The 8,265-nt window shown below is 74.7% G+C and carries 5 protein-coding genes, 1 pseudogene and 1 riboswitch; all 6 genes and pseudogenes read right to left on the bottom strand.

The features are described 5' to 3' along the window. Positions 1-227: 227 nt before the first annotated feature. The 6 genes and pseudogenes from ABT123_RS24310 to ABT123_RS24285 all read right to left on the bottom strand — a co-directional run bounded on the left by ABT123_RS24310 (position 228) and on the right by ABT123_RS24285 (position 8,108). Entirely contained in the window at positions 228-1,091 is an 864-nt protein-coding gene (locus tag ABT123_RS24310) for an ECF transporter S component (RefSeq protein ID WP_351318227.1), read from the bottom strand. 170 nt (positions 1,092-1,261) lie between these two features. Beyond that, a pseudogene (locus ABT123_RS24305) lies at positions 1,262-3,079 on the bottom strand (ABC transporter ATP-binding protein); the annotation flags it as partial. 3 nt (positions 3,080-3,082) lie between these two features. Continuing rightward, positions 3,083-4,306, bottom strand: coding sequence for an energy-coupling factor transporter transmembrane component T family protein (locus tag ABT123_RS24300; protein WP_351318226.1), 1,224 nt, complete (start codon positions 4,304-4,306; stop codon positions 3,083-3,085). Between the two features lie 524 nt (positions 4,307-4,830). Continuing rightward, a complete protein-coding gene (locus ABT123_RS24295; RefSeq protein WP_351318208.1) occupies positions 4,831-5,502 on the bottom strand; it encodes an SCO2322 family protein in 672 nt (223 codons plus the stop codon). Further along, positions 5,499-6,794 (bottom strand): SCO2321 family membrane protein, encoded by a 1,296-nt coding sequence (locus ABT123_RS24290; protein ID WP_351318206.1) that lies wholly within the window; start codon positions 6,792-6,794, stop codon positions 5,499-5,501. Before ABT123_RS24290 ends, ABT123_RS24295 begins: the two co-directional genes overlap by 4 nt. Before the next feature lie 105 nt (positions 6,795-6,899). Then, positions 6,900-6,977, bottom strand: a riboswitch (cobalamin riboswitch). Between the two features lie 60 nt (positions 6,978-7,037). Continuing rightward, positions 7,038-8,108 carry a Strvi_7410 family MBL fold metallo-hydrolase gene (locus ABT123_RS24285; RefSeq protein WP_351318204.1) on the bottom strand — a complete coding sequence of 357 codons (1,071 nt, stop codon included), beginning with the start codon at positions 8,106-8,108 and terminating at the stop codon, positions 7,038-7,040. Positions 8,109-8,265 lie beyond the last annotated feature (157 nt).

The raw sequence follows: 8,265 nt of genomic DNA, 5'->3' as shown, positions 1-8,265 counted from the left end.
GCGTGAGCCACTCACGCGGTGGAGAGGGGTTCGTCCTGGCGGGGGGCGGGAGCCCCGGCCGCCTCGGCGACAACACCAGTTAGCCAGGCCCCGACGGGCCTGGCAACGCCCCCATCTACTAGCGGGATTCGCAGAGCTGGTGGAAGGGCTCGTGTGTTGGTGGTTGCGGAGGGGGGTTCGGGGGGTACTAGGTCGGGTCGGATGTGACCTGGGTCCTGTGGGCCGCCTCACCGGGAAGCGGTGTTTTTGTCGCTTTCTGTGAGGGCTTGTACCTGTTTTTGGGGTGTGTCCTGGGCCACTTCGACCCCTGTATCGAAGGTGGCGGTCGCATCGAACGATGCTTTCCGGGTCGCCCGGCGCAGGGCCTTCAGCAGGGTCCCGCCCAGCGTGAGGGTCAGTACGACGGTCAGCGCGGCCCGCCCCAGGTCCCAGCCGACGGAAGTGGCGAGGCAGTACGCGAGGAAGCGCGCCAGATTGGCGGGCACCGGGTCGCCGGGGTGGAAGGAAAGGCCCTGGTCAGTGCCCTGGAGGAGCACCCAGCCCTGCAGGTTCATGACCGTGCCGTACGCGAAGGCGCCGAGGAACCCGTACGCCGCGAGCATCCACAGTTCGGCCCGGCCGCGGATCCGGTCCGGGCCCGGCAGCAGCCCGGCGCCCAGCGAGAACCAGCCCAGGGCCAGCATCTGGAACGGCATCCAGGGGCCCACCCCGCCGGTGAGCAGGGCGGAGGCGAACATCGTGACCGCGCCGAGGACGAACCCGAAGCCGGGGCCGAGGACCCGGCCGCTGAGCACCATCAGGAAGAACATCGGCTCCAGGCCGGCCGTGCCCGCGCCGAGGGGGCGCAGTGCTGCGCCGACCGCGGCGAGCACGCCGAGCATGGCGACGGCCTTGGCGTCCATGCCGTTGTCGGCGATGGTCGCGACGACCACGCCGACGAGGAGGGGCAGCAGGGCGGCGAACAGCCAGGGGGCGTCCTGGGAGTGCGCGAGGCCGGACTGGCGGTCGGCGAGCAGGGGCCAGCCGAAGGCCGCGATGCCGATGAGGGTGACGAGGAGGAGGGCGGCGGCGGCGCGCGGGCCGATTCTGATGGGGCGGGTGGGGTTGCCGGGCTTGCCTGGCTTGTTGGGGTTGCTGGTTTTGGGGGGCGTGGGGGTGGGGGTCACGTGGGCTCCCCGGTGGGGGTTGGGCCGCTGCGGTAGGTGCGGCCGGGGCGGGCCGGGGGCTCCGGGCGGTCCGCCGGTCCGGTGGGGTGGGCCGCGAGTGCGTCTGCGACCTGGGTCACCGTGAGCCAGTGGTCCGGCGCCAGGATCTTCGCGACCTGCGGGGCGAAGGCGGGGGAGGAGACCACCACCTCGGCGGTCGGGCCGTCCGCGACGATCTCGCCGCCCGCCAGGATGACCACCCGGTGGGCCAGCTCGGCGGCCAGTTCGACGTCGTGGGTGGCCAGCACGATGGCGTGGCCGTCGGCCGCGAGGGCCCGCAGGATCCCGATCAGCCGGGCCTTCGCCGCGTAGTCCAGGCCACGGGTCGGCTCGTCGAGCAGCAGCAGGGCGGGCTTCCCGGTCAGGACGAGGGCGAGGGCGAGCGCGAGCCGCTGTCCTTCGGACAGGTCGCGCGGGTGGGTGTCGTCCGGGACGTCCGGCAGCAACGCGGTCACCAGCTCGCGGCAGGTGCCGGGGGCCGCGCCGGCGTCGGCGTCCGCCGCCTCGCACTCGGCGCCGACGGTGTCGGCGTAGAGGAGGTCGCGGGGCTCCTGGGGGACCAGGCCGACCCGGCGGACCATCTCGGCGGGCGCGGTCCGGTGCGGGGTGACACCGCCGACGGTCAGGGAACCGGAGGCGGGCTCCAGCATGCCGACGAGGGTGGCGAGGAGGGTGGACTTGCCGGCGCCGTTGCGGCCCATGAGGGCGATGGTTTCGCCGGGGCGGATGGTGAGGTCGATGCCGCGGAGGATTTCGGTGCGGGCGCGGCGGACGGTGAGGGTGGTGGCTTGCGCCATGCCGGTGCCGGCGGCGGTGCTGGTGGTGGTGTGGGGGCGCCGCTGGGTGGGCGGGGTGCGGCGGAGGCGGGCGAACAGGCTGGGGCGGGGGCCGCTGCGCGGGGCTTTTTCCCCACCCCGCCCCTTCCCGAAACCGGGGGCTCCGCCCCCGGACCCCCGGTGCGGCGCGGCGGCTGCGTCGGCCGGGCCCCGCTCGGTGCGGGCTTCGCCCGGCACCTGCGGGATGGGGGCTTCGTCCGGTGCCTGCGGCGCGGTCGGCTGGGTGGGGAGGTAGGGGCGGAGGGTGGGGGCTTGGCGGCGGGCGTCGCGGATGGAGAGGGGGAGGGGGGACCAGCCTGCTAGGCGGCCTAGGGCCACGACGGGCGGGTGGACTGGGGAGATCGACATGATTTCTGCTGGGGTGCCTAGGATCGGTGTGGCTCCCGGGGCGGGCAGCAGCAGGATTCGGTCCGCGTACTGCACGACCCGCTCCAGGCGGTGCTCCGCCATCAGCACCGTCGTGCCCAGGTCGTGGACCAGCCGCTGGAGGACCGCCAGGACCTCCTCCGCAGCCGCCGGGTCGAGCGCGGAGGTCGGTTCGTCCAGGACGAGGACGCGCGGGTGCGGGGTGAGGACCGAGCCGATTGCGACCCGCTGTTGCTGCCCGCCCGAGAGCGTGGCGAGCGGGCGGTCGCGGAGTTCGTTCAGGCCGAGCAGATCGAGGGTCTCCTCCACCCGGCGGCGCATCACCGCGGGCGGCAGGCCCAGGGACTCCATGCCGTAGGCGAGCTCGTCCTCCACCACATCCGTCACGAAGTGGGCGAGCGGGTCCTGGCCCACCGTGCCGACCACATCGGCCAGCTCCCGCGGCTTGTGGGTGCGGGTGTCGCGGCCCGCGACCGTGACCCGGCCGCGGAGGTGGCCGCCGGTGAAGTGCGGGACCAGGCCGGAGACCGCGCCGAGGAGGGTCGACTTGCCGACACCGGAGGGCCCGACGAGGAGGGTCAGCTCGCCCTCCGGGATGGTCAGGTCCACGGAGTCAAGGGTGGGGGCGGGGGCATCTTCGTAGGTGACGGACACCTGATCGAAGCGGATCACCACTTACGACGCCTCCTTCGGCGGTACGGGCGCCACGAAGGCGGGGAGCAGGCCGATGAGGATGGCGCAGGCCGGCCACAGCGGCAGGCCGGGGGCGACCAGGGGCACCACCCCGGGCTTCAGGCCCTCCGGGTCGAGCGCCACGGCGTAGATCATCAGGGCGGCGACGGCCGCGCCGGAACCGGCCACCAGCCAGGCGCGGACACCCCAGCGGTCGGGACGGTAGCGGGTGCGGACACTGCGCCGGCCGCCGAGGCGGAGCCCGGCCAGGGCGAGCGCGAGCCCGATGAGGAGGACCGGCAGGCCGTAGGCGGCGCCCTCGGCGGCCAGCAGTCCGTAGGTGCCGGCGCACATGCCGAGCAGGCCGCCGAGGGTGAGGGCGTTGGTGGTGTGGCGGACGGCGGGCGGAACGTCGGCGGTGCGGCCGTAGCCGCGGGCGTCCATGGAGGCGGCCACGGCCACGGAACGCTCCAGGGCGCCTTCGAGGACGGGCAGGCCGATCTGGAGGACGGCCTTGACGCCGCCGGTGGGCCGGCCGCGGAGCCGGCGGGCGGTCCGCAGGCGGAGGACGTCGGCGACCATGTTCGGCGCGAAGGTCATGGCGACGACGACCGCGACCCCGGCTTCGTAGAGCGCGGCCGGGAGGGACTTCAGGAGGCGGGCCGGGTTGGCGAGGGCGTTCGCCGCGCCGACACAGATGAGGAGGGTGGCGAGTTTCGCGCCTTCGTAGAAGGCGAAGACGAGCTGCTCGGCGGTGGTCCGGCCGCCGAGGCGGATGCCTTGGGCCCAGGCGGGGAGCGGGATCTCGGGGAGGGTGAAGAGGGTGTGCGTGCCGGGTATGGGGGAGCCGAGGACGACGGAGAAGACGAGGCGGAGGGCGAGGACGAACAGGCCGAGCTTGAGGAAGGCGCTGTAGGAGCGGGCCCAGGGGGCGTCGGTGCGGCGGGCGGCGACGACGTAGCCGGCCACGCCGACGATCAGGCCGAGGAGGAGGGGGTTGGTGGTGCGGGAGGCGGCGGTGGCGAGGCCGAGCGCCCAGAGCCACCAGGCGCCGGCGTGCAGGGCGTTGGCGCGGCTGGCCTCGGGGGCGCGGAGCTTTTGGATGTACGTCGGCCGGCGGGGCGGGGCCGGTTTGTGGGCGCCGGCTCCGCCCGGCGCGGAGGCCCGCCGGGCGGTGGCCGCGCCCCTGCCGTGCGGGGCCGCATTGGCGCGGCCGGCCGCGGCCATCGCCTTGGCCCCGGCCATGTTGGCCATGCCGGGCGCGCCGGGGGTGCCGCTGGGCGCGGGGGCGCCTGTGGGTGCGGCGGGGTCGGGGGTGCGCCCGGCCTGCGGCCGGGCGGTGTTCCCACCCGCACCACCCGTGCGGGTGGTGGGGCGGGTGCGGGTGGCCCCGGTGGGTGGTGCCGCGCCGTCGGCGTCCGCGGCGCCGTGCCCCGCGGTTCGGCGGAGCCCTGCGGCGCCGTCGGCGTCCGTGCCGCCGTGCCTCGCGGTTCGGCGAAGCCCTGCCGCGTCGTCGGCGTTCGCGGCGCCGTGCCCCGTGGTTCGGCGGAGCCCTGCGGCAGCGTCGGGGCCCGCTGCGGGGTGGGCTGCCGCGTCGTCGGTGTCCACGCCGTCGGGCCCGTCCGGCCCGGTCGGAGCCTGCCCCGTCGGGGAGGCTTCGACCGGGTGGGCGGAAGCGGTCTGCTCAGCTGCGGGGGCGGGCTCGCCCGGGTGCTCGGCCCCGGACGCCGCCGGCCGGTCGGTGGGCCGGGTCATCGGGAGCGGCGGCGGGATTGCCAGAAGGCGGCGGCGGCCAGGGCGATGACCGCGGCGATGCCGGCCAGCAGGCTCAGTGACGGGCCGCCGTCCTTGTCGTCCGCGGCCGTTGTGGGGGTAGTTGGGTGGGCCGAGGGGTTGGGGTGGGATTCCGAGATCTGGTCGCCGCAGCCCTGCCGCGGGTAGCCCGAAATCGCGCAGAGCAGCGCCGAGCTGTTGTAGCGCAGCGGTTTGGCCACCGCGGCCAGGGCCTCCGCCGCCGAGGCGTCCGGGGCCACCTGTGCGCAGGCCGTGCGCGGGGCGTCCTGCGGCGGGGTCTCGCCCGAAGGCGAGTCCGCCGGGATGCCGAAGTCGACCACCAGCGCGACCCGCTTCTTGCCGTCCGCCGCCGGGGTCGCCCCGCAGATCGCCGCAAAGTCCGCGGCCACCCGCGGCTTCGCCGCGTCCGCCGAGGCGTCCTTGCTCACCGCGAAGCGGAAGCCCTGCACCGCACCGTCGGCCGGGCGGGCCAGCGAGGGCCCCTGGGTGGCGTACGTCCAGCCGCCGGCCGCCGCGCCGTCCCAGAAGGACCAGTAGCGGTAGCCGGCCGCTGCCGCCGGGCTGCTGAGGAGGACGCCCAGGAACAGGGCCAGGAGGAGGGACGGTGCGGCTAGACGCCGTCGGCTCACGGCTGCTGCTTCTTCCGGCGACCGCTGAGCAGGATGCCGATGCCCACGCCGGCCGCCGCGCACGCGCCCACGAACCACCACACCGTGCCGGACGAGGAGTCCGAGTCGGAGGAGTCGGAGTTGGGCATTCCGCCCGTTGCCTTTGTCGGGGCCGCCTGCGGGGCCGGGCCCTGTGCGTTCAGTGCGGCCACCAGGTCGGTGCCGCCGAACGCCTTCGGGTTCGCGCCGCCCGCGTGCGCGGCCAGGATCAGCTGGGCGTACGCGCCCGGGCCGGCCGTCTTCGCCCAGTCGGCCGCGTTCTTCTCCAGCCAGGCCAGCGGCTTCGCGGCGGCCGACTTGTGGCCGGCCGCGGCCAGTGCGAGGACCGCGTCCGCCGTGTTGCCGAAGTCCGGCTGGTCGGTCGCGCCCGGCATCGTCGACATCAGGTGGTCGCCGGAGGCCGCCAGCTTCGTGCTCAGGTAGCCGGCCCCGCCCGCCGCGGACTGCGCCGGGTCCTTCGCGCCGCCCGCCTCACAGGTCACCGCCTTCGGGTCGACCGGCTTGTCGGCCGCGGGAGCCGTCACGACCAGGCCCTTGCCCAGCACACCCAGCACCGCAGCCGCGGTCGCGTCCGGGTTGGCGGGCAGCTTGCCCGTTGCCTTGTCCGGCTGGCTGGCGAACGCGCCCAGCTCCTCCGGCTTGGACACGCCCTCCTGTACGCAGGCGAGCTGCAGGCCGCGCAGCGCGTCGTACGCGGTCTTGCCGGCCTTGGACTTCACCGCGTCCGGCTGCTCGCCCGCCGCGGTCAGCGCGCCGGCCACGATGCCGGTCGAGTTGGCGTCCGTACCGAAGTCCATGGTGCCGCCGGGGCTGTAGCTCCAGCCGCCGTTGTCGTTCTGGACGGACTTCAGCCAGCCGACGGCCTTCTTCACCTGCTGCTCGTGGCCGCCGAGTGCGGCCAGCGCCTGCACTGCCGCCGCGGTGGCGTTGCTGTCGAGGGTCGTGGACGCGTCGCATGCCTTGGTGGTGTCCGGGCGGAACGAGGCGAACGCGCCGTTTGCGCACTGCTGTCCGACCAGCCAGTCCACCGCCTTGGGGGCGGGATGCACCCCGGCGGTGTGCTGGGCGAGGAAGGCCAGGGACTGGCGGAAGACGCCGTCGAAGGTCGGGTCGCCGGTGCCGTAGAGGCCGGAGGGTATGACCGGGGAGGGGGAGGCGGGGGCGGGTGACGGGGTGGCGAGGGCGGTGGGAGCGGCGAGCGTGCAGAGTACGGCGGAGGCGGCGAGCGCGGCGGCGCTGCGGCGGACGTTCATGACGGGGAGGGAGCCTCTCCTGCTGGGGAGCGGGAGGCTGGTACGGGTGGCACCGGGCTCCGGCTCCGTATGACCTCGACGGTGCCGGTCACCATGTCCGGGACGGGGCATTCCGGCTTCCCGCCGACCGGAGGGCGGCGGGTTACGGCTGCGGGTCAGCGCCGGATTCGCACCGGCTTCCCCCCGTGCGGGCGTGTTGACGACCCGGTCACTCTACCGGCCCGTCCCGGCCCCGCCCCGGTCTCATACTGCGCGGTAGGTCACAGGGTCGGAGCCCGGCACGGCCTCCGCCCGGCCCAGTTTCACCAGCCGCCGCAGGTGCGCCTCGGCTTCGGAGACGGCGATGTTGCGGGAGCCGTAGGGGATGTCCGCCCAGGGCCGGTTCCACTCCATCCGCTCGGCCAGGCCCCAGGGGGTGAGGGGCTCGGCGGCCAGCAGCCGGTGCAGGCCGGTCAGGCGTTCCTCGTGGTGCGCGAGGAGTTCGCGGACCCGGGCGGGGGCGTCGGTGAAGGCGTGCTGGTGGGCCGGGAGGACCTCGGCGGGCCCGAGCCGGCCGATGCGTTCGAGGGAGTCGAGGTAGTCGCCGAGGGGGTCGGTGGCGTGGGTGACCCCGTTCTCGTCCGGGGCCTCGTACAGGCCGATGTGCGGGGAGATGCCGGGGAGGAGGTGGTCGCCGGAGAAGAGGCGGCCGTTGCCGGGGAGGTTCGCCGGGTGCTCCTCCTCCAGGTGCAGGCAGACATGGCCGGGGGTGTGGCCGGGGGTCCAGATGGCACGCAGCCGGCGGCCGGCCAGCGGGAGCAGTTCGCCGGGCACGATCTCGCGGTCGGGGACGGCGGCCTGCAGGCCGGGCAGGGTGCGCAGGCGGCGGCCGGTCCGGCGGGCGGCGCGGAGCGGGGCGATGTGTTCCTCGGGGGCGCCGGCCAGGGCGAGCTTCTCGCTCATGTAGTCGAACCAGACGCCGGGTTCGGCTGCGCGGGTGCGGACGACCACTGCGGTGTCGGCGGCGTGCATGGCGATCCAGCAGCCGGAGGCCTCGCGGACCTTGCCGGACAGGCCGTGGTGGTCGGGGTGGTGGTGGGTGATGACCACGCCGTGGATGTCGGCGGCGGAGAGGCCGAGGGTGGCGAGTTGGGCGTTCAGGGTGTCCCAGGAGGCGGGGTCGTCCCAGCCGGTGTCGACGAGGACCGGGCCGCGGTCGGTGTCGAGGACGTGGACGAGGGTGTGGCCGAGGGGGTTGTCGGGGATGGGGACCTTCAGGGCGTGGACTCCGCCGCCGTGGTCGGTCACCTGTGTCGCCGGTGTCACCTGTGTCATGGGACCCCCTGCTGTCGTCTGGGCGTGGTGTGTGGAACTTGTTTCACTTGCTAGTAGTAGCCCAAGTCGACTATCTCGCGCATCCATTGGCGCAGCAATGGATCATCCGTCGCAGTTGTGTCCTGAATCTCGACTCCTCGAACTAGAACTGGTATCA

Source organism: Streptomyces sp. NPDC002054 (assembly GCF_040296685.1).
GTDB lineage: Bacteria > Actinomycetota > Actinomycetes > Streptomycetales > Streptomycetaceae > Streptomyces.
The sequence above is the reverse complement of the archived record's forward strand: the minus strand, read 5'-3'. Positions and strand labels throughout refer to the sequence as shown.